The organism is Kineothrix sp. MB12-C1 (assembly GCF_030863805.1).
Lineage (GTDB): Bacteria > Bacillota > Clostridia > Lachnospirales > Lachnospiraceae > Kineothrix.
The window spans coordinates 2,280,167-2,304,330 of sequence record NZ_CP132957.1; the positions used below are offsets into that span (position 1 = coordinate 2,280,167).

The following is a 24,164-nucleotide window of genomic DNA, read 5'->3' on the forward strand; positions in this document are numbered from 1 at the left end:
AATTGTGTCGGACAAATGTAATTCTAAATTTTGAAAAGGAGATTGATATGGCAAATGTAACACAAAGGATGAATCATATTTTACAACCGGATGGAAAAACTTTTATTATGGCAATGGATCACGGTGCCAATTTTAACGTGCTTCCGGCGATGAAGGATCCGAAAAGTTTAATACGTGACGTAGCAATAGCAGGAGCAGATGCTTTCTTATCTACGGTGGGTATGGCGGATAAATTCGCGGATTCTTTTTTGGGAAAAGGAATTATCTTAAGGATTGACGGAGGAGTTTCCTATTTAGGAGACCGTTCCAAGCCGATGCAGATAGTGGCTACGGCGGAAGATGCGCTGAGGCTTGGGGCAGATTCTGTTATTACGATGGGATTCCCGGGATCCGTGTTTGAAAACGAGGTGCTGAGTAATCTGTCAAGGGTTGTACTGGATTGCCATAAGTGGGGAATTCCGGTGACTGCGGAGACGTTGCCCCGAGGGTTTGAAAAGGCGGAGGACTCCAGAACGCCGGAAAATATCACATTTGCGTGCAGGCAGGGCGTAGAATTGGGTGCAGATATTATTAAGACGGAATATACGGGAGATCAAGACAGCTTTCATGAGTTGGTAGAGAGCGTATATGCCCCTGTAGTCATTCTGGGCGGCTCGAAGAAAGTTCCGGAAGAACAGCTTTTACAAGAGATTAAAGATGCGCTGGATGCCGGAGCAGCAGGAATCGCAATGGGAAGAAATATTTGGGGACACGAGGCTCCCGCTAAATATGCATCAGCCATCGCGAAGTTGATACATGAAGGCTGCAGTGTAGATGCGGCATTAAAAGAGATACATTCAAAAACGATATAAAGGGGATACATTTAAAAATAATATTAAGGAGTGAAGTTTAAGTGAGCACATATAAGGTAGGTATCTTGGCAGATACAAAGAAACTTGAAATAAGGGATGTGGAGAAGAGAGAGCCTGATAATAAACAGGTATTGGTAAAGGTAGATTCCTGTGCGATTTGTACCTTGGAGCAGAGATTTTATACGGGAGTCATGAACCGCTACCCTTTTGCCGGCGGGCATGAGGTTGCCGGTGTCGTCGAAACAGTGGGAGAGGGTGTTAAGAATGTAAAGACGGGGGACAAAGTAAGTATTCGTCTGCTGACCTCCTGTGGAGAATGCTATTATTGCCGTAACGGTCATGAGAACCAATGTGTTGTTTCTTTTATTGCGGAGACACATAAGGGAATCGCGGGGCCGGGTGGAATGGCGGAGTATATGATGGTAGATGCTAAGAATGTTTATAAGATGGCTGATGACATCAACCTGGAACATGCGGCATTGACAGAGCCTCTTGCGTGCTGTGTGCACAGTATACAAAACGGAGATATACAGCTCGGGGATGATATTGTGGTAATTGGAGTCGGCATCATGGGAGCGCTTCATATCCAACTCGCAAAATTAAAAGGTGCACGCGTTATCGCCTGTGAAGTGGATGAGGCAAGGCTCGAGGTGGCGCGTAAAATGGGAGCAGACATCACAATTAACTCGAAAAGAGAGGATGTTGTTGCCAGAGTAAAGGAAATTACCGAGGGTAGAGGCGCTGACGTGGTATTCTGTACGGTAGCGATTCCGGCAATCGGAAGTCAGGCAGTGCAGATGACGGGAAAAGTAGGGAAAACTGTATTTTACTCATCTTTCCATCCGGACAACCCCATCGAAATCAGCCCGAATAAGATTCACTCCACGGAGCAAATTATTACAGGGTCCGTTAACCCACAGACCAAGGATTTCCTCATAGCCACAAAGCTCCTTTCGGGCGGCATGATAGACGTAACGGAGCTGATTTCTGACAGAGAGCCTTTTGATAGGATGGAAGAGGCGCTTGAGAAAGCAGTAGATCCTTCCACATATCGTATTATAGTAAAATGCGGTCAAAGAAGTTGCTAAATCTTGTTAAATTGCGTAAAATGTACCTAATTATAAATACAATGTAAGGTAGGTACAAACTATGCAAAAGGGTAATATAACGAAAGCGATGATCAATGAGTATACGAAAATTGCGTATTACTATCATAAGGCAGGATTCACTCAGGAAGAAATTGCAAATAAGATGAATATGTCCAGACAGCGGGTAAACCGTATTCTGGCGGAGTGCATCTCGCTTGGCATCGTACAGATACATGTAGTTAATATAGATGAAAACTATGTGGATATAGAAGCAGGTCTGGAGAAGAAGTTCAATTTAAAGGGCGCCTGTGTCATGAACAATCTGATTAAGGAAAATATTTATGTGGATCTGGGAATGGCGGCAGGAAGATATATTGGCAAGTTTATCAATGAAGGAGATACGGTAGGCTTTTCCAGAGGGCGCGCCACCGCAGCCATGGTAGATCATATGCCGTTGCTTAGGAAGGAAAACCTGACAGTAACTCAGCTTCTGGGAAGTGCGAATCATGACAGAGAGCACGTTGCCGTGGACGATATTGTACATAATTTTGCAGTAAAGTTACAGGCAAAACCAGTTATGCTCTATGCACCAGTTATTGTTCAAAGCAGTGAATTGCAGAACTCTATTATAAAAGAACCGTTTTTTCAGGAGGCTTATAATACGGTAAGGAATTGTAATGTAGCGATTGTTGGCATCGGAACCGCCAGCGGCCAGACAGAGCATCTTTTGCCATTGAACGCCATACGGGAGACGGAAGATGATAAAGAAAAAATGGAACGGGCGGTAGGAGAAGTGGGCACACACTTTTTCGATGCCGACGGAAGGCCTATCATACCATCCTACCGAAGCCGGATCATTGCAATTTCGCTGGAGGACTATCTAAATATACCGATCAGAATCGGAATTGCAGGACTACCGGAAAAGGCAGATGCTATTTATGCAGCGCTGAAAGGCGGGTATATCAACGTATTAGTCACGGATCTGGAGACAGCAAAAATACTGATACAGAAATCATAGTCATGGCGGATGCGGATATCGGATGCCTCTTTGTCAACGTTATCTCCATGACGGACTTATTGGAAAGGAGAAGGTATAACAAAGGGGGCTTATTTTGTTACGCCATAATATGCTTATGTCAAACAATAATCAAAACAATCAAGGGGGATCACTTGGGTTACTGGCATGCGTTACCATGATCGCAGGGGGAATGATCGGAAGCGCTATTTTTTCACTTTCAGGACTTACCGTTTATCAGGCGGGGCCGTCGGCTATTATTTCATGGATTATAGCGGCTGTTATCATGTTGATTTACGGGCTTGTCGTAGCGGAATTATCCACTATTTTTCCGAAATCGGGCGGTGTATTCGTTTTTCCGTCCAAAGCGCTTGGAAAGACTGAAAAGACCGGAAAACTCTGGGGTTGGATCTCCACATGGGGATACATTAACGCCAATGTCGTGGCGATTGCATTTGCAGCTATCTATGTGGGCACTTATCTGGGAGTTGGTTTTCCTGTTTTTTCCAATCTTCAGATTCCTCTCGCTTTAGGGGCTATCGCCTTTTGCTTTGTCTTAAATACACTGAAGTTCGCCGTGGCGGGACGGCTTAATAACATTCTCGTAGGTCTCTTGATTCTTACCATGCTCATCTTCATCTGCGTGGGAATCTTCGGGGGGAACTGGGATTCTTCACAGCTTGTTCCCTTTTTCTCACAGGGAGCGTCAGGCAGCGCAGGCTTTTTATCAGTAGTTCCTACCGCAATGGTCGGATACGGTTCCATTGTTGCTATTGCTTTTATGGTTTCAGAAGTGAAGAATCCGAACAAAAATGTTCCTAAATCGGTTCTGATTGCCATGGGTATCGTCGTTACTTTATATTCACTGATTATTCTGGCGACCGTTGGCTTGATTACGGCGGGTTATTTGGCGGAGAATCCGGGAATGCGTTTTATTCCTCTTTATGCGGCAAGCTTTACCAAGTTGACAGCTTACCCATGGATTGCCAAGGTTATTTCCATTTCCGCGGTATTGGCGCTGCTTACCACAATGCTGGTTGTTATCGCCCTTACATCAAGAGCCATTGCGGCAACGGCAGAAGGAGGTCTGTTACCGGAGATATTGGGAAAGAATGGCAAGACAGGAACACCTATTTACGCAACAATACTTGTAGCGGCTCTCGGAGCTATCGTATCATGCTTCCCAGAATTTACGGCAGAAATCGTCAGTCTGGGTGCACTGTTTGCGGCTATTACAATCAGTATCAATTGTGTATCATTAATCGTAGCGAGAAAGAAAAATGCATACGTGCCGGGCAACTTCCGTGCACCGGGTGGTAACGTACTTCCTACTGTTGTCCTCATCGTACTTATTATCTGCTATATCCCCGATATTATCAGCGGCGGCTGGGTGCTTTGGGGTTATACCATTGTATGGTATTTATTAGGGCTTATCATTTACAGCCACTATTCCAAAAAAGATAAAAAGGCAGAATGAGGTGACGGCATGAAACAAATGAATATAGAAGCTATGCGGGATACGTATGTTGCGTTTGGCAGCTTTGACGGAGTTCATCAAGGACACCTTGCACTGTTAAAGGCACTAAGTAAAAAAGGAAAGAAGGATCAAAAGACGACAGTAGTTGTTAGCTGTTATTTCCCTTCCGACATGGAAGAGGGCGTACTTACAACAGAAGAAGAAAAAGAATATTTTATTGAGAATATAGGAATCGATTGCTTCATTTCCTGCAATATGGAGGAAGAAGGACTCTTCCGGGAGACGTTTCTGACAGAAGTGATCCTCGGTAAGCTGGGAGCGAAGGCTATTATGACGGCGGAGCACATGAACGGCCTAGAGGAATTAAAAAGGGTGGCGGAACCATATGGATGCGAAGTGTGCACGATAGAACCTGCACTTTATAAAGGTGAAATTATAAGCAGCAGTCTTGTCAGAAAAAAATTTATGGAATGTAAGTTTGAAGAGGTTACGCAAATGTGCGGTCATACCTATATAATGATAGGGGAAATCGTACATGGCAAGGCACTTGGAAGGACGGTGGGTATGCCCACAGCCAACTTGGGAGTGGAAGATAACAAACTCAAACCTCCAAACGGTGTTTATGCTACAAGAAGCAGGGTGGAAGGAGAATGTTATCAGGGACTTACGAACATCGGCACGAGGCCGTCCGTAGATGATCTTCCCATCGTTACCATAGAAACCTTCCTGCTCGATTTCTCTAGGGATATATACGGCAGGAAGCTGATTCTGGAGGTTCACTTATTTATCAGGGGAGTACAGAAGTTTGACAACCTTGAACAAGTGCAGAAGCAGGTACAGGAGGATCTGACACAGGTAAAAGATTACCTGAATTCCTTATCTTGAAAGTTATCCTAATTATTTATTTATAGCCGGGCAAGGGGGAAATTTAATTAAATTTCCCCCTTGCCCGGCTAATATGCTCCCTTCTAGGTAGACAGGGGCGGTTCAGGACTTCCGATCTGGTTATTTTGTATTCCAAAATATCCGGAATCAGGTTACTCTTCGCTTATGTACATATTTGCAAGGATTTCAAGAAAGACTAACATAATCGCATGTTCGTTCAGCATATTTCCGTTTATTTGCTGGGGAGAAGGCAGTACGATAGTATGGTCAACGTATTTCCTGTTAAGTGCATTCGGATTGCAGGTGATTAGGTAGGATTGAAATCCAATGCTTTTATTATCCTTCAAAAAGCTGGTAGTATAACCTCTGCTGCCGCTGGCAGAGAAATTGATAACGAGACTGTCGGAGGTTAAAATATATGCGGAACGGTTAATAGTAATTTCATCGGAACTAATCATAACGATTTTGCCGTAATTTTGAAAAATATTGCGGAAATATTGAGCGGGCAACACGGAAGTAAAGAGGCCGAAGGTCTGTATAATATCCGCTTTTTTAATAGCGTTGACTAAGTTCTTTATCCTATTTTGATCTATATCATTTATAGCTCGCAGTGCATCCATGTAATTTCCCGTTATGTGGGCAATCATTCCAATATCCTGCGTATGTGCGGTGGGAGAGTTATGCAGATATTTTATCATGTCATAGCGGAATTCGCTGTATCCTTTATATCCGAGCCGTTGGCAGAAGCGCAGTACGGCAGACTTTGAAGAGCCGGATATCTCAGCAACCTTAACAATGGTGTGCTTTTCAATTAAGAAGGGGCTATTGATAATTAATTCGTATATCTTTTTCTCTGATTTGGTATAGGAATCCACATTGGGCTGGATTCTTTGCATGATACCTCCTGATTTATATCGTATGAAGCGAATTTTGCACTCTGATACCGAACATTCGAAATCCTCCCTATTCCGGCTGCTTTCTCATGTCTTGCAGGTCTCAAAGTCATATTTTTTTATGTGAGTATGAAACATATACTCCAAGGAACGGATGGAAGAATATTTGGAGAATTCCAATGGATAACTATTTATAGAAATACCATTTACGCTGAACTTACTCCGGAAGGGAAGCATGGGGTTATATCCAACTTAAAACTTTATAAAGCAGAAAAATGAGAAGAGGTTCTGAACTATGATTTATTTCATGATTCAGAGCCTTTCTTAATGGAAATCATTATATATTTTATGGGACTTATTTATTTAATTTCGACAGTACAGCATTTAAATTTCTTCTATAATTTTCAGAATTTCATTGGTGGTTTCTACTCATGATTACTTATCCCCTCAAGTTTCTCTATATAATATTGAGTATTTATAATAAGCCATAGTTGAGCATCGAATCTCATAATAGTCCAAAAGGATAAGCCCTGTAGATTATATTCTGCTGCCAGCCTGGCATGTGCATCGAAGCTTCTCGCATCTTTGAACCAAATGATATGCAGAGTTCCATTATTATCTGTATAATAAAAATAAGGCGATTGTGCCGCTTCGTTAAAATGTATCGGTATATTGTTAGTCGCTGCAATTTGTACTGCATTATTATTGGATATTATGATAGCCCCTGTTGCACCGGGAACATGGGGAAGTGTCCAATCATAACCTTGTGTGGTAAGTCCCAGAAAAATTTTTTCAGAGGGCATAATAGTAACCATGTAATCTAACAATTCTGTTAAGACATTAAAAGAATAAATTGAGATTGGGTAGCTGTACATCCTTGCCCAATCATAAGAAGCCAATATAATTCCATCTGCGTATTGTGATAATTTTGAATAATCTATTTTTTCGAAGTACACGATAGGCGCGTTATAATTTATAATAGGTGTTATGCTAATAACTATTCTATAACCTTCTGAATGAAATATCTCAGAAGCTCTTTTCAAGTATTCGGCCAGGATGTTTATATTATCATAGGTGATGTTACTGATATATACATTAATGCCATAATAACCTTTCGTTTTCACTATTTCAAGAGCATTACGAATAAGGCGATCCTGTACAGAAGGATTATTTAAAATATTGTAGGAAACTTCACTGTTGGCTATTCCTTCTTCCGTAATTGCGGAAACAAGCATCATGGGTGCGACACCGTAAGCTTTGGCCAACTGAATAATTTCCGTGTCGTCATCATTAGTGATAATTTCCCCTTCACTTGTAGCTCTATAATTGAAAATAGTCAGATAAGATAAATAAGGAAGCGTTTTCATCAAAACGGATTTATCTATATAAGGAAAAGCATAACCACTTGTGGCAATTGTTTGTGTTCGATTTGTTTGATAACTTATGACGATAGTTTCACCGGGATATATAAATTCTCTATCTGAAAGATAGGGATTATTTCTTAATAAATCCATTGTTGAAACCCCGTATTGTTCTGCAATGCTCACTAATGTGTCGCCGGGCTTAACAGTGTGAAGTGTTTCCGGTTGAACAATCACAATGGTTTGTCCTATTGCTAAATTATCGGGGTTAGTAATTCCATTTTCCAATATTAATCTGTCAACGGAGGTTTCGTAGTATTCTGCTATTGAATAGATAGTTTCACCGGCTTGAACAACGTGTATAATCATAATTAACTCTCAAAGGTTCTTATTAACTGTATTATATGCTATTTGTACTTATTCGTGACATTATGGTATGTATATTAGTGTAATTAAAAAAAACCAATAGGTATAAAATAAAAATTAAGAAAATATTAACATAATCTGACCTTGTAGCTCACATCAGAACTTGTTATGATTTAATTGGGGTTTTATGTATGTAAAATTAAGAAACGAAATGTATATGCAGTTTAAAGCTAAAGCTACAGGTTGCAAGAAAGGTATAGGTATTAGGGTGAGTAGGAGTGAAAATGGGCAGGTTCTCAGTAAACAGGCTACGAATTGGTTTCGTGGGATTGCCGCGATTATGATAGTATTATCCCATTATGCGGAATGGTGGACATGGTTTACACCTACAGAGGGGAATGCAGAAGTGATTCGCCTTGCGATATCTAAGCTTGGTCCTTATGGTGTGAGTATCTTTTTCTTGTTTTCCGGATATGCGATGGTGAAGTCTCTGGGGCAGGAGAGAATGTATCCGGAATTCATATGGAAAAGAATAAAAAATGTATATCTTCCATATTTCATTATCGTAGGAATTATTGAATTGCTTTCGGGAGGATTTTCCTCTGTGCAGGATTTCTGGAGCTTTGCCAGCGGTTATGATTATTGGTATATGTTTGTTCTTTTTATTCTTTATATTGGTTTTATTGCTATATGGACAATTTTAGGAGGGAGAGGGCTTAGAGTGGGCACATTTGTGGTGTTTACCTGGTTGATCTCTTATATGTTATATAGTAAAGGAATGCAGGATTTCTGGTTTATATCGAACATCGCTTTTGCTATTGGCGTTACAGTAGGGGAATATGAAGAGAACGCGAAGGGGTTCATTGAGCGTGCAGGTATTTTCACACTCATTGTTCTGGCGATGGGAATGGTTTTTGTCGTTTATACCGGATTATTTCCTAAGACCGGAGTGGAAACAGGTGTTGATGAATGGAAGTTATGGAAAGAAGTCGGTGCTGCAGCGATATGGGCGATTCTTATCCTAATAATAGCGTCCAAATGGCGTATATATAACAAAGGGATTATGGCACTCGGAAGAAGTTCTCTCTATGTTTATTTGACGCACACCTATATTTTTATGAGATGCGTTAATAACTTTAATTTCAGTTTTGCAGCGCGCTTTCTTATCAGTGCTATCATTACAGTCGCGGTTTCTCTTATATGTAATCGGTTGATGATACGTTTATTTCATTCACCATTTCGCAGGGAGGAGAGCCCGAGTGTATAAGAAGTGCATAGGAAAAGAAATGCTTTAACCTTTACATATCGGTCTGTCTTTACAAATATATCGTAGGAGGAAAAGAGATGAGAGTTTTATTTATCGGAGGAACCGGCACAATTAGTACGGCAATCTCCAAACAGTTGTTGGAGGAAGGTCACGAGTTATATCTAATTAATAGAGGGAACAGAATGGATGTATTACCGGAAGGTGTTCATTCCATCATTACTGACATTGAGGATGAAGAGAAAGTTAAGGAATAAGATAGAGGGTGAAGAGTATCTGATGAAACTCTATAGAGAGAATGGTTTCCCGGTTACTATTGTAAGACCTAGCTATACTTATGATGAGCGCTCAGTGCCGCTGGGTGTGCATGGAGAGAAGGGAAGCTATCAGGTAGTGAAGAGAATGTTGGAAGGGAAGCCGGTCATCATCCACGGGGATGGTACTTCGCTTTGGACAATGACTCATAACAGTGATTTTGCAAGAGGTTTTATCGGGCTTATGGGTAATCTGCATGCCATTGGAGAATCTGTGCAGATAACGAGTGATGAGAGCCTGACATGGAATCAAATATATGAAGCCATCGCGAAGGCGCTAGGCGTTCCGTTAATTGCTATCCATGTAGCATCCCAGTTCCTGGATGCCAGCAGCGATTACGATTTCAGAGGCAGTTTGATTGGAGATAAGGCTAATAGTGTAGTTTTTGATAATCAGAAGTTGAAAAGGCTTGTGCCCGGGTTCAGCGCGAAGATAAGATATGATCAGGGAGTTCGGGAATCGATTGACTTTATCCTATCTCACCCTGAATATCAGAAAGAAGATCCGGAATTCGATGCATGGTGTGATGCAGTAGTAGAAGCAGTAACAGAAGCTGCCGATAAGGTGAGGAATTCCTTGAAGAAATAATAGGTAAGAGGTAACTGAGAGGGTACTGAACAGTTACGATAAGAGGGCTTAAGGAAATGGAGAAAGCGTATAAATTAGAATTTGCCGGAGAGAAGATGGGTGGGCTGTATGTGAATTGCTGCGGCTGTTCGAAGACAGAACCTCTCCATAGCTTTGGGCCGGCGCTGAAGCCGCATTATTTAATTCACTATATTTTAAGCGGAAAGGGAAAACTGTCCATTGGTGACTCGGTTTATCCTTTAGAGGCTGGATATGGTTTTTTAATTACGCCGGAAGAATTGACCTTCTACCAATCCGACGAAGAGAACCCATGGACCTATGTGTGGGTAGGTTTTAGCGGGTCCAGTGCGGAGGAATATGTAAGGACAATTGGTCTGTCCGCTTCGCATCCGGTCTTTAAGTCGGAACGTTCACAGGAACTGTACCAGACCGTGAAGGATATGATGGAGCACAATACTTATGGACTGGCTGATGGCCTTCGCAGAAACGGACAGCTTGGCATCTTTTTGTCCATCATAGCTGAGGGTGTTCCGATCGTGGAGAAGAATGAAAGTGACCGGGCTAATACTTATGTGAGGAAGGCAGTTGAATTTATTCAAGGGAATTATTGCAATCCTATTAAGGTAACAGATGTGGCAGATTATGTATGCATCAATAGAAGTTACTTATATACCCTTTTTCAGAACTCCCTCGGGATGTCTCCGCAGCAGTTTCTTATGACCTTCCGAATTACAAAAGCGACGGAACTTCTACAACTCACTACCCTATCGGTGGAGAGTGTGGCGCTCTCCTGCGGTTATCAGGACCCTATTGTCTTCACCAAAGCATTTAGACAGATGAAGAAGATGTCGCCATCCGCTTACCGGAAAGATATTGTGAAGGGTGAAACGAGAAGAAACAAAGAACATCTGAAACAAGTAGAAGAATTCATTAATCAAATCAAACGGATAGAAAATTAAGCTGAACATTTACAAATAGTTAACATTTAAACAGGTAATTGCAACAAAGCATCATAGAATTTATGGCTCGTATTATTATAATTCTAAGTAACAGGCAATATAGAATAGTAAACATATATGTGTAATTATTCAGCAGGTCTACGCATTTATTGCGCTGACCGTAAGAATACATAGGGAAGGGAAAGAGATGGGTACGGGTGAAGCTATGAAAGAAATAATACTGAAAAAATTTGAGGAAGTATTCGGAGATACGAATGGGACAAAGGCTTATTTTGCGCCCGGCCGTGTGAATATGATTGGAGAACATACGGATTACAATGGCGGTCATGTATTTCCTTGTGCACTTACGATTGGTACATATGCGGTAGCAAGAAAGAGAAATGATAATAGACTTCGTTTCTATTCCATGAATTTCGAGCATTTAGGAATAATGGAATCCAGTATAGAAAATTTGAATCCTGAAAAAGAAGCAGATTGGACGAATTATCCGAAGGGGGTTATGTGGGCTTTTGAGCAAAAGGGCTACGAGATTCCCTATGGTATGGACTTACTATTAAATGGAAATATACCTAACGGTTCAGGTCTGTCCTCTTCTGCATCGGTGGAGGTATTGACCGGATTTATTTTAAGGGATTTCTATGGATTTGATGTGACGAATCAGGATTTGGCACTGATAGGGCAGTATGCGGAGAATAATTTTAATGGGGTGAATTGCGGTATTATGGATCAATTTGCCATTGCTATGGGAAAGGAATCACATGCCATTTTCCTGGATACATCGGATCTTTCCTTTGAGTACGCGCCTATTAAGTTGGAAAATGCTAAGATAGTTATCGCTTGCAGCAATAAAAAGCGTGGGTTAGGAGACTCCAAATACAACGAAAGAAGAAATGAATGTGAGACAGCTCTTGCTGAGATTCAGAATGCGGTAGGAATTAATGGTTTGGGTGATTTGACAGAAGAGCAGTTTGAATTATATAAGTCCATGATTAAGGATGAAGTTCGCGTTAAACGTGCAAAACATGCTGTGTATGAGAACCAGAGGACGATAAAAGCGGTAGAAGCTTTGAAAAAGAATGATGTGGAACTGTTCGGTAAACTGATGAATGAGTCCCATGTATCTCTTCGCGATGATTATGAAGTGACAGGAATTGAACTGGATACCCTTGCAGAAGAAGCATGGAAAGTCGATGGTTGTATCGGCTCCCGGATGACCGGTGCCGGCTTCGGGGGCTGTACGGTGAGTATTGTGAAGACAGATGCCATCGATGGCTTTATAGAAGCAGTAGGGACGGCTTATCAGGAAAAGATAGGATATGCGGCAGATTTTTACGTGGTGGATATCGGAGACGGTCCTTCTGTCTTATGAAACTAACGGATAATCCGAGGAAGGCATGGTTACTAAGATGATACAGCAAGATATTAAAAAGTTAATCTCCTATGGACTGAATACAGGGTTGATTAAAAAAGAAGATGTAATATATACGATGAATCGCCTACTGGAGTTCTTTCATATGGATAGCTTTGAAGCCGCAGAAGGGGATAATAATTCTTCCCATAATCCTTATAGCGAGGATGAAGAGGAGAACTTGGAGGTAATTCTTAAGAGTATGATGGACCATGCTTGGCAAACAGGAATTCTACAAGAGGATAGTATTGTATACAGAGATTTATTCGATACGAAGATTATGGGACTTCTTACACCACGCCCCAGCGAGGTAATAGGAAGGTTCTGGGAGCTATATAGAGAAAGTCCGAAGAAAGCCACGGATTTCTATTATAAGTTTAGCCAGGACACAGATTATATCCGAAGATATAGGATTAAGAAGGATCGAAAGTGGATTGCTCCGACCAAATATGGTGATTTGGATATTACGATTAATCTTTCCAAACCGGAGAAAGACCCCAAAGCCATTGCGGCGGCTAGAAATATTAAGTCGAGCGGCTATCCGAAATGCCTTCTTTGCAGGGAGAATGAAGGATATGCGGGGCATGTGAATCATCCGGCAAGGCAGAATCATAGAATCATACCGATAGAAATCAATGATGCGGACTGGGGCTTCCAGTATTCCCCTTACGTATATTATAATGAGCATTGCATCGTATTTTGCGGGGAACATGTGCCGATGAAGATCGAACGCTCTACCTTTATTAAGCTGTTCGACTTCGTGAAGCAGTTCCCGCATTACTTCGTAGGTTCTAATGCAGATCTTCCTATTGTGGGCGGCTCTATTTTAAGCCACGATCATTTCCAGGGAGGTAATTATGAATTTGCCATGGCGAAGGCCCCTATTGAAAAGACATTCCGGATAGAGGGATTCGAAGATGTGGAGGCAGGAATTGTGAATTGGCCTATGTCCGTAATCCGCATATCGGCAGAAGAAAGCGACAGGCTGGTAGCTCTTGCAGATAGGATTCTGGGAAAATGGAGAGAATATACGGACGAATCCGCTTTTATCTTTGCACATACGGAGGGCGAACCTCATAATACAATTACGCCTATTGCCAGGATGAGGGATGAAAAGTTCGAGTTAGACCTTGTGCTTCGCAATAATATCACTACTGAAGAACATCCCTTGGGAGTTTATCATCCTCATGCGAAACTTCACCATATTAAGAAAGAGAATATCGGCCTAATTGAAGTTATGGGATTAGCTGTTCTTCCGGCCAGACTGACGGATGAAATGAATGCCTTGGCAGACGCTGTTTTAATGGGTGAGGATATTAGTAAGAATGAAATGCTTGCAAAGCACGAAGATTGGGTAAATGAATTTTTACCGGGCTATGAGGCTGCAGACAGGGATACGAAAGAAAAGCTGACGTCAATATTGGAAAAAGAAATTGGCGACGTATTCATGGAGGTGCTCGAGGATGCCGGAGTATATAAGCGGACGGAAGAAGGGCAAAATGCCTTCGACCGATTTATGAAGATATTATAAAATATAAGAATATTGGTAACTGTTCAGCACCTTTACAGTTACCAATATTTTTATTTAAACCGGCGGGAAATTTTTCTGTCGCTTTATTTTTCAAGTTGTCTTCAGGAAGACGGTAGGCTGAATAGTAACGTATTTTACAGAATGTAGCCTTCAGATAGAACAATGCCTCTCAGAAAGTGCTCAATATGTCGGCGTTGGCTGGAAGAAAGCCTTTGCAGGGCATATATATAGGAATCATATCTTTTTATGCTGCGGATATGGTTTGAAAGCAGAATATCAGCAGAATCTCGGTATTCGGATAAATATAAAATATAGTCGGTAGATACTTTGAAGATATCGGATAAATTGATAAGCAAATCGGCGCTTGGCACGCTGATTCCGCATTCGATTTTACTTAAGGACGCCTGTGTGGCACCTATGTGATTCGCCAGAAAATCCTGAGTAAAATGCTGCTCCATCCTTAGTTGTTTAATTCTTGTTTTCATTTGTAAAACCCCCTGTGATTATAATAATATATTATATTCGCCAGAAAAATCCCTACTTATACGATATTTCATAGGGGTAATATTATTCAAGGTAAACCTATGACATAAAACAAATATATGTGATATACTTTTTTCAGGAGATGATGACGTGAAATTTTTATTAACAGCATTAAATGCAAAATATATTCATTCCAATCCGGCAATATATAGTCTTCGTGCTTACGCAGGAAAAGAATATGAAGAGCATATTGCCATAGCGGAATATACCATTAATCATAGAGTGGAGAACATCCTGGCGGATATATATAAAAGCAGTCCGGATGTAATCGGCTTCTCTTGTTATATATGGAACTTCGGAATGATTCGTGAGATCATCACGGAGCTTCGAAAAATCCTTCCGTCAGTACCCATTTGGTTAGGTGGGCCGGAAGTATCCTATGATGCGGAGAAACTAATAGAGGAATGTCCGGCAGTCACAGGGATAATGGTAGGAGAGGGGGAGAAGACCTTCCTTGAACTCCTGCAATACTATATAGAAAATACAGGAAGTTCAGGGGAACAAAAGCTTGCGGAAATAGCAGGTATTGTATTTCGCGGCATGGATCATATCGTTACAACAAGGGAACGAGCGCCGATGGATATGAGTACACTGCCATTTTTATATGAGAATCTGGAGGATTTCAAGAATAGGATTATTTATTATGAAACAAGCAGAGGCTGCCCTTACCGCTGCAGCTATTGTCTTTCATCTGTTGATAAGAAAGTGCGTTTAAGGAATGCAGAAATCGTAAAGAGGGAGCTGCAATTCTTTCTCGATCGCCGTGTAACACAGGTGAAGTTCGTGGATCGTACTTTCAACTGCAATCATGGACATGCTATGGCAATTTGGCAGTATATTCATGAGCATGATAACCAAGTGACTAATTTTCACTTTGAGATCGCAGCAGAAATTATAAAAGAAGAGGAACTTTTGCTTCTCTCCCGTATGCGGCCGGGGTTGGTGCAATTGGAAATCGGGGTGCAGTCAACCAATCCTCAGACCCTTAAGGCAATTGACCGTTTTATGGATATGGACAAATTAAGAAGTATCGTATCCAGAATCCATGAGGGAAAGAATGTGCATATGCATCTGGATTTGATTGCAGGGCTTCCTTATGAGGATTATAATAGCTTCGGGCGTTCTTTTGATGAGGTATATGCCATGAGGCCTCATCAGTTGCAGCTGGGATTTCTGAAGGTCTTAAAAGGCTCTCCCATGTATGCAAGAGCTGGAAGTTATGGAATAAATTACACAGATGCACCTCCTTATGAAGTGTTATACTCGAAGTGGCTGCCTTATGACAAGATATGTGAGCTGAAACGAATCGAAGAGATGACAGAGCTATACTATAACAGCAATCAGTTCACACATACCCTGCCTGTACTTGAGAAGGCTTTTGAAAGCCCCTTTTCTATGTATGAGAAGCTGGCGATGTATTATGAGGAAAAGGGATATTTCGTCAATAGCCCGTCGCGGATATACCGTTATGAGGTGTTGCTTGGATTCGCGTGCTTTTATGATAAGGATAAGGAAGAGCTTTACAGGGAGTTGTTAACCTATGATATTTACTTAAGGGAGAATATGAAGAGCCGTCCGGCTTTTGCAAAAGATATGAAAGAAGCGAAAGCAGAAGCTCAGAGTTTCTATAAAAGTGAAGAACAAGTACGTAAGTTGCTTCCGGCATATGAGGAGTATCAGCTCAGGCAGATTGCGAAGATGACTCATATGGAAGTATTCAGCTATCCGGTATGGGAAGAGGAAGCCGATAAAAGAATGATAAGGGCGGGAAATGCGAGGGCAATATTATTCGATTATAGACAGAGGAGCCCTTTGACGAATGAGGCAAGCGTGCTTCTTATCTCCGGCTAAAGGGGAAAGTGGTATGAATACATTAATGATAAAAAGGATAAAAGGAGTATGAGATTATGGTTGTTGATATGATAAGGGGATTTTGCATGGCACTTGCTGATAGTGTTCCGGGGGTAAGTGGTGGAACTATCGCTTTCTTAATGGGATTTTTTGATAAGTTTATTAATTCCCTAAATTATCTCATGAAAGGTACAAAGGAAGAAAGAATAAAATCTATAAAGTTTTTGTCCAAATTACTTTTGGGTTGGATTATTGGTATGGGATTATCCGTTACTATTTTATCTAATTTTTTTGAAACGGGAATTTATAAGATGAGTTCCTTGTTTTTAGGATTCATTTTCTCTGCTATTCCAATAATAATTGCAGAGGAAAAGGTAAGTATGAAAGGAAAGTATAAAAATATTATTTGGGGAGTATTTGGAATTCTTATTGTTATTTTATTATCTTCCTTAAAGGTAGGCAGTAACATAGACGTAAGTAATTTGAATATTGGCATGATTTTATATATTTTTGTGGCAGGAATGCTTGCAATTTCGGCAATGGTACTCCCGGGGATTTCGGGCTCTACTCTATTACTTGCGTTTGGTATATATATTCCGATTATTAATGGTATTAAAGATTTTCTTCATTTTGATTTTAGTAGCTTTTGGCTATTATTTATTTTTGGATTAGGAATTTTATTTGGAATATTTTCTTCACTAAGAGGGATAAAGAAGTTACTGGACCGTTATAGAAGTGCAACTGTTTATGCGATTATCGGAATGATGATTGGTTCTTTATATGCCATCGTAATCGGACCTACTACCCTTAAAGTACCACAAGAAGTTATGAGCATTCATACATTTAATATCGTATACTTTATTCTTGGAATTTTAATTGTATTTGGGCTTCAGAAAATGAAAGAATTACCTTTTTATAAGAGAGAAATGGAAAAGGATGAATGATTATATTCCTAATGTGAGCCTTTAACAGAGATAATATCGAGAAGTTCTTTTTAAGAATTTGAAAGGAGTATACTTACATTTATGACGAAGAAGATAAAAGCAATCTTGGATTTGCTGGATGAAAGATATGGGACGGATTTCCGATGTTTTCTTAACCATGAAAATGCGTGGCAGCTTCTGACAGCTACGATTCTGAGTGCTCAATGTACAGATGCGAGGGTCAATATTGTAACGGAAGATCTGTTTCGGAAATACCCGAATGCAGAGGCTATGGCTAATGCGAATTTGAAGGAGTTGGAAAAGGATATTCATTCGACCGGATTTTATCGCAATAAGGCGAAAAACCTTATTGCATGTAACAAGGAGCTGGTGGAACGGTTCGGCGGGGAGGTACCCCGCTCTTTGGAAGACCTTACTTCTTTGGCGGGAGTGGGCCGTAAGACAGCGAATGTAATCAGAGGAAATATATATAATGAGCCGAGTATTGTTGTGGATACTCATGTGAAAAGGATTTCCAAAAAGTTAGGAGTGACGAAAGAGGACGATCCTGTAAAAGTGGAAATGGACTTGATGAAAGCTCTGCCGAAGGAGCATTGGATTCTGTGGAATATTCAGATTATCACGTTAGGAAGGGAAATTTGCAAAGCCCCCACACCAAAATGTGAAATATGTTTCTTACAGGAGCATTGCGATGATTACATCAAACGGAACAGAAGAAAGCGTGAAAAATAGATTTTCATTCCCCTTGATTTGTACGTGTACCAAAGGACGCAGATGGGAGCCATGCATGAAGGATAATTATGTAGCCCTCGATTTAGAGACAACAGGGCTTCGCCCTAAATACGATAGAATTATAGAGATAGGAGCGGTGAGAGTGCGGGAGGGTAAGGTAGTGGATACTTTCCGGAGCTTCGTGAATCCCGGACGCACATTAGACCCCGCTATATGTGAGCTTACAGGTATTACAGAACAAATGCTTGTGGATGCGCCGCAGTCCGAAGTGGCGGTGGCGGCTCTTTTAGAGTTTATCGGTACGGATATCCTTTTAGGACACCGGATTTTATTCGATTATTCCTTTGTAAAGCGGGCGGCCCAGTATCAGAAGCTTTCTTTTGAGAAAGAGGGGATTGACACGTTGAAGCTGTCCAGAAAGTTTCTTCCGGACTTGGAGAGTAGGAGACTCCCGGCACTGTGCAGCCATTATGGTATTGCGCATACAGCTCACAGAGCTTTGGATGATGCGAGGGCAGCATCCGATTTATATTTGAAGTTGGCAGAGCTTTTTTACGATGGCAGTGAGGAAGATTTCAAGCCGCAGCCTTTGGTATATCGGGTAAAAAAAGAGACTCCGATAACGAAGCCTCAAAAAGAGCGGTTATATAAATTGTTGGACAAGCATAAAATTAATAAGGACTATAATGTTGAAATGCTCACAAGAAATGAAGCGAGCCGCATTACCGATCAAATTCTTGCAAAATACGGACGATAATATCCTTGGAACCGGATGTAAGTGCCAGTGCCTTTTGAATCAGTTCTGAAATTTTATCGGGTTGGCCTTCTTCCATATAAATAGATGCGAGCAAGCGGTAAGTGCCGCTTACATCCGTACCGGTAGATACGGCGAATTCAAGAACAGTCTTCGCGTCCTGTGTATATCCTGCTTCATAAAGGTGAAAAGCCCATCGTTGCAAGGTGGATACAAGGTTTGTATACCGTTCATCATATTGCATGAGAAGTGTGATGTTAGGAGCACCATAAGCGAGCTTTAAATCCGTATTGCTGATTCCCGAGAAGTTTACGATGGGAGAATCGGCAAGGGCGAAGAGTGTATCGTGATAATCTGTAATTTTTTCATCCTCGGCAAGAGTAAGCATCGGAAGGGAATCAAAAGGAATCTTAATGTAGTCCAGGTTATCCAGTGATTTGCGCCGCGTCCTATTGGCCTCGGCTTCTTTCGCCCAGAAGGAAGTATCTGCCGTTTCACTGCGTTTTCGATTCTTAGAGATTTCATAGGTGAGCCATATAATGAATATGATAAAACTTGCCAAAAAAGGTATTTTCATATATAATATCCTTTCAAAGATAGGAGGTTACGCCATGTTTAATATGCACAATAACAAGACGAGAAAGATAGTTTCATCTGTGATTATTTTAATTATAGTAGTTGCAATGATATTACCAACTTTATCATATTTTATTTTTTAACACAATCAATATAAGGATTTTTAACTGTTTAATTTAGGTCCGCTGAGGCGGATACGAGGTATAATTATGAATAAATGGAGAAGAAAGCTGATAATTGCAGCGGCTTTTTTCATATTTGCCGTAATGCAAGCGGGATATCCGGTGCAGGCAAAGGCCGGTAATACGGTTGAAGACGGGATTTATGTGGGACAGATAGATGTCTCGGGGAAGTCGGCTGCGGAAGCAAAACAGGCAATTGAAGCATATGTAGAAGAGTTGAAACAAGTGCCGATTACGTTGAAGGCAGTGGGAGATAACGAAGTAGCAGTATCGGTTGGAGAATTGGGTCTTGCATGGGTGAATCCTGAAGTGGTAGAGGATGCTGTCTGCTATGGCAAAAAAGGCAATGTAGTACAGCGTTATAAAGCGTTGCAGGATTTGCGTCATGAAAACAAGGTCTTTGAACTGAAATATGATTTGGATAAAGAATTAATTCGAATGATTCTGAGTGAACAGTGCAGCCAGTTCAATGTAGAGGCGGTGGATGCCGTCCTAACCAGAACGGGTGAAGAGTTCTCTATTATACAAGGACAGACCGGTCAAGTAGTGGATGAAGATGCTTCTGTGCAGAGAATCTATGATTATCTTTTGAGCAATTGGAATTATGAACCGGTTCAGCTTGAGCTTGCAGTAATCGTGGATGAGCCAAAGGGGAATGCAGAGGAATTAGCAAAGGTAAAGGATGTTCTGGGAACGTTCAGTACCAGCTTTTCTACCTCCGGTCATGCCAGAAGTGAGAATGTAACAAACGGATGTGAACTGATATCGGGCGTTACAGTATATCCGGGAGAAGAGTTTTCCATGTATAAAGAAGTGGCACCATTTACAGAGTCCAACGGCTATTACATGGCAGGTTCTTATTTGAACGGTCAGGTAGTGGACAGTCTGGGAGGCGGCATTTGTCAGGTATCTACCACTTTATATAATGCAGTATTGCTGGCAGAGCTGGATGTGACAGAGCGTCACAACCATTCCATGATTGTAAGTTATGTGGATCCTTCGGCAGATGCTGCAATCGCAGAGTCAGCAGGAAAGGACTTCCGCTTTGTGAACAATACCGGATATCCTATTTATATCGAGGGCAGAACGGTCGATAAGGTTATTACGTTTACGATTTATGGTGTGGAAACGAGGAATCACCAGGTTTCTTATGAGAGTGAAGTACTTTCGGTAACGAAACCGGAATCGGAAGTAATCCATACGGATCCTGCTATGCCGCTTGGACAGGTGATAACACAGTCGGCTCATATTGGATATAAAGCGAAGCTTTGGAAGGTAATTACGGAGAATGGCGTGGAAATAAGCCGTGAAGAAGTGAACAGCAGCAGCTATAAGATGGTACCCCGTACTGCGACGGTAGGGGTATCCACGAATGATGTGAATGCATATAATGAGATGCTGGCAGCAGTATCTACCAATAATATAGACCATGTAAAGAATGTAGCGGCAGCGCTGGCTCAATATGCAACACCCGATGCACCACCTGTAGAAGAACAGCAGATAGAACCGGTGGAACAGCCGGCAGAATAGGTAGATAATAATGAAGACAGGGAAGATACCGGAGAACGTTCTGAAACGTTCTGTCTTAAAACAGATAAAAACAAAAAGAGATGAAGTAGTAATTGGCGCAGGGATAGGGGAAAACTGCGCCATTTTATCTTTTGAAGAAGATTGCCTGATGGCAACTACTCTTGCTTGTACGGCGAGAACCGGAAAGGGTGGGGTATATTCGGGCCTTTATCATGTGATCAATCAATTGGCCGCATCAGGGGCAATGCCTGTTGCAATAACGCTATCGGCATTGTTGCCTACGGATACGGAAGAAGCTGCCATAAAGGAGATAATGCTTCATCTGGAAGAGGAATGCAGAACATTGAACGTACAGATTACCGGCGCTCGAATAGAAATCACCGATGCGGTAGTAAGGCCGGTATATACTCTGTCCGGTACCGGTAAGCTAAGAAGAGAGGAAATATCGTCCATTCGTAAGATAAGGCCCGGTCAGGACGTAGTTGTGAGTAAATGGATAGGGTTGGAAGGTACTGCGCTAATAGCTAAGGAAAAGGGAGAGGAGCTTCTTCAAAGATACCCTCTTCGTCTGGTGGAGGAGGCGCAACGCTTCGATAATCTTTTGTCACTCGTTACAGAGGCTGCCACCGCCATTAAGTCCGGCGTTCGTGCGATGCACTGCGCTTCGGAGGGCGGGATATTCGGAGCTCTTTGGGAGATGGCAGAAGGCGCAGGCGTTGGACTGGAAGTTGATTTGAAGAAGCTGCCGGTAAGGCAGGAGACGATAGAGGTATGTGAATTCTTCGAGATAAGTCCTTATGAGCTGTTATCGGGCGGCTGCCTTATTATGGTAACTGACAATGGTCATGACTTGGTAAGGGCATTGGAGCAGAATCAGGTTCCGGCTTCTATCATTGGAAAGACGACGGAAGGTAATGACAGAGTTGTCACAAATGATGAGGAAAAAAGATACCTGGAACCATCCAGATCAGAGGAGCTATATAAGGTTATCGGTAGGGTGTAGAGGTAAAATTGAGGGTATTGAACAATTGCGTAAAATTGCCCCAAGGCAGAATGGAGACGAAATGAGAGAGAAGATTTTATCAGTGATAGAGAAGAACAGCCGTATGGATGTAAAAGAGCTGGCAGTGATATTGGGAACAGAGGAAATCGATATTATCAATGAAATGGCTGCCATGGAAAAAGAAGGAGTTATTTGCGGATACCATACGATGATCGATTGGGAAAAGACTTCGATAGAAAAGGTGACAGCTCTTATTGAGGTGCGTGTTACGCCTCAAAGAGGCCAGGGATTTGATAGCATTGCTGAAAGGATTTACAAGTATCCGGAAGTTAATTCCGTATATTTGATTTCCGGTGGTTTTGATTTAATGGTTACACTGGAAGGTAAATCTTTGAAGGAAGTATCCGCTTTCGTATCCGATAAGCTTTCTGCACTCGATACCGTTTTGAGTACAGCGACTCATTTTATTCTGAAAAAGTATAAGGATCATGGAACAATTTTAGCGAAAAAACATGAGGATGAAAGGGAGAAAATTACACCATGAGGAATCCTTTAGCTAATAAGGTAGTGAATATCAAACCTTCAGGAATTCGAAAGTTTTTTGATTTGGTAAGTGAAATGCAGGATGCGATTTCTCTTGGTGTTGGAGAACCTGACTTCGATACACCTTGGCACATCCGGGATGAGGGTATTTATTCTCTGGAAAAAGGGCGTACTTTCTATACATCTAATTCAGGATTAAAAGATTTGAAAATAGAAATTTGTAATTATTTAAAAAGAAGCCAGGGAATTACTTACGATTACAATTCAGAAGTAATTGTAACAGTAGGAGGTTCAGAGGCTATCGATATCGCTCTTCGTGCGATGATTGATGGCGGCGAGGAAGTGCTGATTCCTCAACCCAGCTACGTTTCCTACGAGCCTTGTGCTATTTTGGCGGATGCGGTTCCTGTCATTATTGACTTAAAAGAAGAAAATGAGTTCCGCTTGACCCCGGAAGAGCTTCTCAATGCTATTACAGATAAGACGAAGATATTGATTCTGCCCTATCCTAATAATCCGACAGGTGCGATTATGGAAAGGGAGGACTTGGAAAAGATTGCTGAGATCATTATTGAGAAAGACCTTATTGTTATTTCCGATGAAATCTATGCTGAACTTACATATAAAGGAGAACATGTCTCTATCGCTTCCCTTCCCGGAATGCAGGAAAGAACCATATTGATCAATGGTTTTTCCAAAGCCTATGCGATGACCGGATGGAGAATGGGGTACGCCTGCGGACCGAAGGCAATTCTGGAACAGATGATCAAGATTCATCAGTTTGCCATTATGTGCGCTCCTACGACAAGTCAGTATGCGGCTATCGAGGCGTTGAAAAACGGGGATACCGACGTAGCACAAATGCGAGAAGCGTATAATCAGAGAAGGCGCTATCTGCTTCATAGCTTCAGGGAAATGGGGTTGGAATGCTTCGAACCATTCGGTGCTTTCTACGTATTCCCGAGCATTAAAGAATTCGGGATAACAAGCGAAGAATTCGCCAATCGATTCCTGCAAGAGGAGAAAGTCGCTGTTGTTCCCGGAACAGCCTTTGGAGATAGCGGAGAAGGATTTCTTAGAATTTCCTATGCGTATTCCCTGGAAGATCTGAAGGTGGCGCTGGGAAGAATGAAGAATTTTGTGGAGCGGTTGAGGGAAGAGAAGAGGGGATAGAAGAGTTTGTTATATTACAGGAATCTCGCCTCGTCAGTTTATTTTTCTTCCGGAATTGTGCAGCCTGTATTTTCTAAATAAAACTGAAAAGTAGTGGCAGTGGACGGGGCGGAAGTGAGGTGCGTCCTTGCACCGCACTTCCTAAACACCGCATCCGTGCGGTGTTTTCCCTTGGTTGTTGAGAGTTTTATTAAGAAAATATAAGCAGCACACTAACGGATAAAAAATAAATTGAGGAGGCGAGATTCTATTAAGACAACGAATAAATAGTACGTGCAAAACAGGTCTTTCTATGTGGTGGTAAATATATAGGGGATAAAGTTAACAATGGC

At 41.6% G+C, this 24,164-nt stretch carries 22 protein-coding genes and 1 pseudogene; 19 read left to right on the forward strand and 4 right to left on the reverse strand.

Annotation, left to right across the window (positions count from 1 at the left end; translation table 11 throughout):
- The first annotated feature begins 47 nt into the window (after positions 1 to 47).
- The 5 genes from RBB56_RS10695 (at position 48) to RBB56_RS10715 (ending at position 5,316) form a co-directional block, all read left to right on the forward strand.
- The gene (locus RBB56_RS10695; protein ID WP_306718939.1) at positions 48 to 851 is read left to right on the forward strand and encodes a class I fructose-bisphosphate aldolase; all 804 of its coding nucleotides are present in this window, start codon (positions 48 to 50) and stop codon (positions 849 to 851) included.
- A gap of 41 nt (positions 852 to 892) precedes the next feature.
- Positions 893 to 1,939: a zinc-dependent alcohol dehydrogenase gene (locus RBB56_RS10700; RefSeq protein WP_306718941.1), complete on the forward strand. Its 1,047-nt coding sequence runs from the start codon at positions 893 to 895 to the stop codon at positions 1,937 to 1,939.
- Positions 1,940 to 2,000: 61 nt separating this feature from the next.
- A complete protein-coding gene (locus tag RBB56_RS10705) occupies positions 2,001 to 2,957 on the forward strand; it encodes a sugar-binding transcriptional regulator (RefSeq protein ID WP_306718943.1) in 957 nt (318 codons plus the stop codon).
- Positions 2,958 to 3,066: 109 nt separating this feature from the next.
- Positions 3,067 to 4,431, forward strand: a complete 1,365-nt coding sequence (locus RBB56_RS10710; RefSeq protein WP_306718945.1) for an APC family permease — start codon at positions 3,067 to 3,069, stop codon at positions 4,429 to 4,431.
- A gap of 9 nt (positions 4,432 to 4,440) precedes the next feature.
- The gene (locus tag RBB56_RS10715; protein WP_306718946.1) at positions 4,441 to 5,316 is read left to right on the forward strand and encodes a riboflavin kinase; all 876 of its coding nucleotides are present in this window, start codon (positions 4,441 to 4,443) and stop codon (positions 5,314 to 5,316) included.
- Between the two features lie 152 nt (positions 5,317 to 5,468).
- Here RBB56_RS10715 and RBB56_RS10720 read toward each other — a convergent pair whose 3' ends face one another.
- Positions 5,469 to 6,212, reverse strand: a complete 744-nt coding sequence (locus tag RBB56_RS10720; RefSeq protein WP_306718948.1) for a MurR/RpiR family transcriptional regulator — start codon at positions 6,210 to 6,212, stop codon at positions 5,469 to 5,471.
- 126 nt (positions 6,213 to 6,338) lie between these two features.
- Between RBB56_RS10720 and RBB56_RS10725 the strand changes: the two genes are divergently transcribed.
- Positions 6,339 to 6,488, forward strand: coding sequence for a hypothetical protein (locus tag RBB56_RS10725; protein ID WP_306718949.1), 150 nt, complete (start codon positions 6,339 to 6,341; stop codon positions 6,486 to 6,488).
- Positions 6,489 to 6,634: 146 nt separating this feature from the next.
- On the opposite strand, the gene RBB56_RS10730 is transcribed toward RBB56_RS10725, so the two are convergent.
- A complete protein-coding gene (locus RBB56_RS10730) occupies positions 6,635 to 7,939 on the reverse strand; it encodes a LysM peptidoglycan-binding domain-containing protein (protein WP_306718950.1) in 1,305 nt (434 codons plus the stop codon).
- Between the two features lie 265 nt (positions 7,940 to 8,204).
- On the opposite strand from RBB56_RS10730, the gene RBB56_RS10735 reads away from it, so the two are divergent.
- The 5 genes and pseudogenes from RBB56_RS10735 (at position 8,205) to galT (ending at position 14,001) form a co-directional block, all read left to right on the forward strand.
- Positions 8,205 to 9,203, forward strand: coding sequence for an acyltransferase family protein (locus RBB56_RS10735; protein ID WP_306718951.1), 999 nt, complete (start codon positions 8,205 to 8,207; stop codon positions 9,201 to 9,203).
- A 77-nt stretch (positions 9,204 to 9,280) separates the two neighbouring features.
- A pseudogene (locus RBB56_RS10740) lies at positions 9,281 to 10,103 on the forward strand (NAD-dependent epimerase/dehydratase family protein).
- Between the two features lie 56 nt (positions 10,104 to 10,159).
- Positions 10,160 to 11,062: an AraC family transcriptional regulator gene (locus RBB56_RS10745; protein ID WP_306718952.1), complete on the forward strand. Its 903-nt coding sequence runs from the start codon at positions 10,160 to 10,162 to the stop codon at positions 11,060 to 11,062.
- 205 nt (positions 11,063 to 11,267) lie between these two features.
- Positions 11,268 to 12,431, forward strand: coding sequence for a galactokinase (locus tag RBB56_RS10750; protein WP_306722130.1), 1,164 nt, complete (start codon positions 11,268 to 11,270; stop codon positions 12,429 to 12,431).
- Between the two features lie 37 nt (positions 12,432 to 12,468).
- Positions 12,469 to 14,001: a UDP-glucose--hexose-1-phosphate uridylyltransferase gene (galT, locus tag RBB56_RS10755; RefSeq protein WP_306722131.1), complete on the forward strand. Its 1,533-nt coding sequence runs from the start codon at positions 12,469 to 12,471 to the stop codon at positions 13,999 to 14,001.
- A 134-nt stretch (positions 14,002 to 14,135) separates the two neighbouring features.
- Here galT and RBB56_RS10760 read toward each other — a convergent pair whose 3' ends face one another.
- Positions 14,136 to 14,486 (reverse strand): helix-turn-helix domain-containing protein, encoded by a 351-nt coding sequence (locus tag RBB56_RS10760; protein WP_306718953.1) that lies wholly within the window; start codon positions 14,484 to 14,486, stop codon positions 14,136 to 14,138.
- 148 nt (positions 14,487 to 14,634) lie between these two features.
- On the opposite strand from RBB56_RS10760, the gene RBB56_RS10765 reads away from it, so the two are divergent.
- The 4 genes from RBB56_RS10765 (at position 14,635) to RBB56_RS10780 (ending at position 18,828) form a co-directional block, all read left to right on the forward strand.
- Positions 14,635 to 16,395, forward strand: a complete 1,761-nt coding sequence (locus RBB56_RS10765; RefSeq protein WP_306718954.1) for a B12-binding domain-containing radical SAM protein — start codon at positions 14,635 to 14,637, stop codon at positions 16,393 to 16,395.
- 56 nt (positions 16,396 to 16,451) lie between these two features.
- Positions 16,452 to 17,339, forward strand: a complete 888-nt coding sequence (locus RBB56_RS10770) for a DUF368 domain-containing protein (protein ID WP_331525570.1) — start codon at positions 16,452 to 16,454, stop codon at positions 17,337 to 17,339.
- 81 nt (positions 17,340 to 17,420) lie between these two features.
- Positions 17,421 to 18,071 carry an endonuclease III gene (gene nth, locus RBB56_RS10775; RefSeq protein WP_306718955.1) on the forward strand — a complete coding sequence of 217 codons (651 nt, stop codon included), beginning with the start codon at positions 17,421 to 17,423 and terminating at the stop codon, positions 18,069 to 18,071.
- Positions 18,031 to 18,828, forward strand: a complete 798-nt coding sequence (locus RBB56_RS10780; RefSeq protein WP_306718956.1) for a 3'-5' exonuclease — start codon at positions 18,031 to 18,033, stop codon at positions 18,826 to 18,828. The genes nth and RBB56_RS10780 overlap by 41 nt, the downstream gene beginning before the upstream one ends.
- Here RBB56_RS10780 and RBB56_RS10785 read toward each other — a convergent pair.
- Entirely contained in the window at positions 18,794 to 19,402 is a 609-nt protein-coding gene (locus RBB56_RS10785) for a hypothetical protein (protein ID WP_306718957.1), read from the reverse strand. The genes RBB56_RS10780 and RBB56_RS10785 overlap by 35 nt on opposite strands.
- A 208-nt stretch (positions 19,403 to 19,610) precedes the next feature.
- Between RBB56_RS10785 and RBB56_RS10790 the strand changes: the two genes are divergently transcribed.
- From RBB56_RS10790 to RBB56_RS10805, 4 genes are all read left to right on the forward strand, one after another.
- Positions 19,611 to 21,113, forward strand: coding sequence for a VanW family protein (locus RBB56_RS10790; RefSeq protein ID WP_306718958.1), 1,503 nt, complete (start codon positions 19,611 to 19,613; stop codon positions 21,111 to 21,113).
- Between the two features lie 10 nt (positions 21,114 to 21,123).
- Positions 21,124 to 22,116 carry an AIR synthase family protein gene (locus RBB56_RS10795; protein WP_306718959.1) on the forward strand — a complete coding sequence of 331 codons (993 nt, stop codon included), beginning with the start codon at positions 21,124 to 21,126 and terminating at the stop codon, positions 22,114 to 22,116.
- A gap of 61 nt (positions 22,117 to 22,177) precedes the next feature.
- Entirely contained in the window at positions 22,178 to 22,660 is a 483-nt protein-coding gene (locus RBB56_RS10800; RefSeq protein WP_306722133.1) for an Lrp/AsnC family transcriptional regulator, read from the forward strand.
- The gene (locus RBB56_RS10805; protein WP_306718960.1) at positions 22,657 to 23,832 is read left to right on the forward strand and encodes an aminotransferase class I/II-fold pyridoxal phosphate-dependent enzyme; all 1,176 of its coding nucleotides are present in this window, start codon (positions 22,657 to 22,659) and stop codon (positions 23,830 to 23,832) included. The genes RBB56_RS10800 and RBB56_RS10805 overlap by 4 nt, the downstream gene beginning before the upstream one ends.
- Positions 23,833 to 24,164 lie beyond the last annotated feature (332 nt).

Coding starts and splice junctions, on each gene's coding strand:
- RBB56_RS10695 (WP_306718939.1), top strand. CDS start 48: ATGGCAAATGTAACACAAAGGATGAATCATATTTTACAACCGGATGGA.
- RBB56_RS10705 (WP_306718943.1), top strand. CDS start 2,001: ATGCAAAAGGGTAATATAACGAAAGCGATGATCAATGAGTATACGAAA.
- RBB56_RS10710 (WP_306718945.1), top strand. CDS start 3,067: ATGCTTATGTCAAACAATAATCAAAACAATCAAGGGGGATCACTTGGG.
- RBB56_RS10715 (WP_306718946.1), top strand. CDS start 4,441: ATGAAACAAATGAATATAGAAGCTATGCGGGATACGTATGTTGCGTTT.
- RBB56_RS10720 (WP_306718948.1), bottom strand. CDS start 6,212: ATGCAAAGAATCCAGCCCAATGTGGATTCCTATACCAAATCAGAGAAA.
- RBB56_RS10725 (WP_306718949.1), top strand. CDS start 6,339: ATGAAACATATACTCCAAGGAACGGATGGAAGAATATTTGGAGAATTC.
- RBB56_RS10730 (WP_306718950.1), bottom strand. CDS start 7,939: ATGATTATACACGTTGTTCAAGCCGGTGAAACTATCTATTCAATAGCA.
- RBB56_RS10745 (WP_306718952.1), top strand. CDS start 10,160: ATGGAGAAAGCGTATAAATTAGAATTTGCCGGAGAGAAGATGGGTGGG.
- RBB56_RS10750 (WP_306722130.1), top strand. CDS start 11,268: ATGAAAGAAATAATACTGAAAAAATTTGAGGAAGTATTCGGAGATACG.
- galT (WP_306722131.1), top strand. CDS start 12,469: ATGATACAGCAAGATATTAAAAAGTTAATCTCCTATGGACTGAATACA.
- RBB56_RS10760 (WP_306718953.1), bottom strand. CDS start 14,486: ATGAAAACAAGAATTAAACAACTAAGGATGGAGCAGCATTTTACTCAG.
- RBB56_RS10770 (WP_331525570.1), top strand. CDS start 16,452: ATGGTTGTTGATATGATAAGGGGATTTTGCATGGCACTTGCTGATAGT.
- nth (WP_306718955.1), top strand. CDS start 17,421: ATGACGAAGAAGATAAAAGCAATCTTGGATTTGCTGGATGAAAGATAT.
- RBB56_RS10780 (WP_306718956.1), top strand. CDS start 18,031: ATGATTACATCAAACGGAACAGAAGAAAGCGTGAAAAATAGATTTTCA.
- RBB56_RS10785 (WP_306718957.1), bottom strand. CDS start 19,402: ATGAAAATACCTTTTTTGGCAAGTTTTATCATATTCATTATATGGCTC.
- RBB56_RS10790 (WP_306718958.1), top strand. CDS start 19,611: ATGAATAAATGGAGAAGAAAGCTGATAATTGCAGCGGCTTTTTTCATA.
- RBB56_RS10795 (WP_306718959.1), top strand. CDS start 21,124: ATGAAGACAGGGAAGATACCGGAGAACGTTCTGAAACGTTCTGTCTTA.
- RBB56_RS10800 (WP_306722133.1), top strand. CDS start 22,178: ATGAGAGAGAAGATTTTATCAGTGATAGAGAAGAACAGCCGTATGGAT.
- RBB56_RS10805 (WP_306718960.1), top strand. CDS start 22,657: ATGAGGAATCCTTTAGCTAATAAGGTAGTGAATATCAAACCTTCAGGA.